Source organism: Paenisporosarcina sp. P4_E4_2 (genome assembly GCF_056401595.1).
The window spans coordinates 1-2,312 of record NZ_JBFUJC010000430.1 but is presented as its reverse complement, the minus strand read 5'-3'; the positions used below and the strand labels follow the sequence as shown (position 1 = coordinate 2,312).

3 protein-coding genes are annotated in these 2,312 nt (G+C 36.6%); all 3 read left to right on the top strand.

The genetic code is table 11. The features are described 5' to 3' along the window. Positions 1–744 (top strand): S41 family peptidase (locus AC1DSB_RS18245; RefSeq protein WP_477587304.1); only part of this gene is annotated, 744 nt, incomplete at its 5' end. Positions 745–1,038: 294 nt separating this feature from the next. Then, on the top strand, positions 1,039–1,548 hold the full coding sequence (locus AC1DSB_RS18240; protein ID WP_477533076.1) for a DinB family protein: 510 nt from the start codon (positions 1,039–1,041) through the stop codon (positions 1,546–1,548). Between the two features lie 271 nt (positions 1,549–1,819). Further along, entirely contained in the window at positions 1,820–2,167 is a 348-nt protein-coding gene (locus tag AC1DSB_RS18235) for a DUF7674 family protein (RefSeq protein WP_477533078.1), read from the top strand. Positions 2,168–2,312: the final 145 nt, after the last annotated feature.

Sequence of the window (2,312 nt, the reverse complement as noted above, 5' to 3'; positions counted from 1 at the left end):
GTGGAAGGCCCTATTCTTGTCACGCTGACTGATTTCCAAGATCCCGACACGATTTCTACACTTATTCGTGACAATGCAACGCTGCTCAATTCCGCAGAATCTTTACTAGTCGATGTTAGAATAAATGCCGGGGGAACCGACTCTAGTTTTACTGAGCTGTTACCGTATATTTTTCCGTTAGAGGAAAAGGATTTGTTTGATCAGGCGAAGCATACGATGCTGTACAATTGCACAGAAAGGACATGCAATCTGCAGATACAAATGATTGACGAGTCACTAGAAACAATAAAAGATGAAAATACGAGGGAAATGCTAAGAATTTTTAAGAGTTTCTTTGAAAAGAATTATGGAAAAGGATTTGTAAACTATAATGAAGGTGAAAATAATTCTTTCATCATAAAAGGGAAAGCGTCACCGAAGAAAGTAGTCGTACTATCAGATATTTATTGTGGTAGCTCAGGGGATTCATTTGTTGAAGCGTGCAAGTTATCCAATAAAGTAACTGTTGTGGGACGATCTACTGCTGGATTGAATGATTATACAAACTTAACCATTATGAAATGGGAAGAAGGTTTTGAGCTTTGGTATCCCACTTCGAAACTGGGACGTGTAGATGATGGAAATGGGATGTCAGGTATCGGAATTGAACCGGATATTTATATTCAATGGACACCTCAGCATATCCACGAAGACATCGATATGAAGAAAGCCCTCGAGTTGATTAATATTTCTGTGGAAATCTGAAATTTCTCAAGCCGAATTTTAACTAACGGGGCTTTGCTTGAAGATGGTTGAGCTGCTAAGACGGCTCTTTTTTTCTTCAACTAACGGGGCAGGTTAGTGGAATAAAAAGTGATTTAATCCATTATTATCTGTATTATGTTAAATGCATAAATCAGTTGTACAGGGATAATAAAGTGGTTTAATTTGCAATTATTTTGCGGTAATGAAATTAAATATTAATTAAAGGAAATATCTTCTTGACAGTCGAATATTAGCCTAGAACCATAATTAACTATTCCGATGAGGAGGACTCTTGTGCGCCCACGACCATTATTTATTGAAAATCCAGAGCATGATAGGTATGTTAGTCTTGTGCCAGATGGAGATATTGAAGAAATACTTAGTAAGCAACGAACTAAGACCATTACCCTTTTAAGCAGCGTATCAGAGGAGTCAGCAAGGAAGGCGTACGCACCAGGGAAATGGACTTTAAAAGAAGTGATTGGGCATATGACCGACTCGGAACGTGTGATGTCGTATCGAATGCTTGCCATTGCACGAAATGAAAGTGCACCACTCCCAGCAATGGATCAGGATCAATACGTTTCTGCGGCACACTTTAACAAATTATCCTGGGAGCAGTTACTAGCTGGTTTAGACACGGTACGTTCCAACACGTTAAGCCTTATTTCAACCATTGATGATGCAGCGTGGGTTCGTAATGGAACTGTAATGAACAGCCCAGTTTCGATAGGTACCATTGCATATGGCATTGCCGGGCACGAGTTACACCATATGAAAGTGATTAGTGATAAATACTTATAAGTCTTTTTCTATTAATGAAAAAACCTAATTTCTCATTTAATGCTGAGAAATTAGGTTTTTTAATATTGAAACTTCCTTAACGTTGTAATTCCGCATTTTCCTGACGCTACTGTACAGGGATAATAAAGTTGTTTAATTTACAATAAAGTCATTAAACAATAATAATGTTGTTTAAAAATCCTTATGTCACTAACGCAGCAGTTTAGTTGAAGAAGGATCTGTCATGTGTAAGGAGAAATATTATTTAAAAGGGTGAAAAGGTATTGACGTGATGGGTTCAATAAATTTAATTATTGATGAATTTAAAGATTTAAAGTCTGTATTACAAGAACATATCGAATTTAATGAAGAGCTATTACCGCATGTATACTTTGGCGAGTGCACTGGAATTTTTATAAATTATATAAGTGAGGATAACCCCCAAGTATTGCAAAGTCTCTTCGGAGTATTTGAAATAATGGCAACTCAAGGAAATGATGATGTTGTAAATATCTTGTGCGTAACTATTTTAGAAAGACTTGGTGACGATAGCAAGGTATTGAATAATGCACGAAAATATATGGGCAAAGAAACCAGAAAATTATCGGATGAGACAGAAAAAGGCTGGGGTAGATATTAAACTAACGGGTGCTTTAGTTAAACAAGACCATCATTTCGATGGTCTATTTTTACGTCCAAAACATCAAGTAGATTTCGGCCATCTATTGTGAAATGTTACACTTAAACTAACGGGGCAGAATAGTTCAATAAGGTTTTTGGTTTTA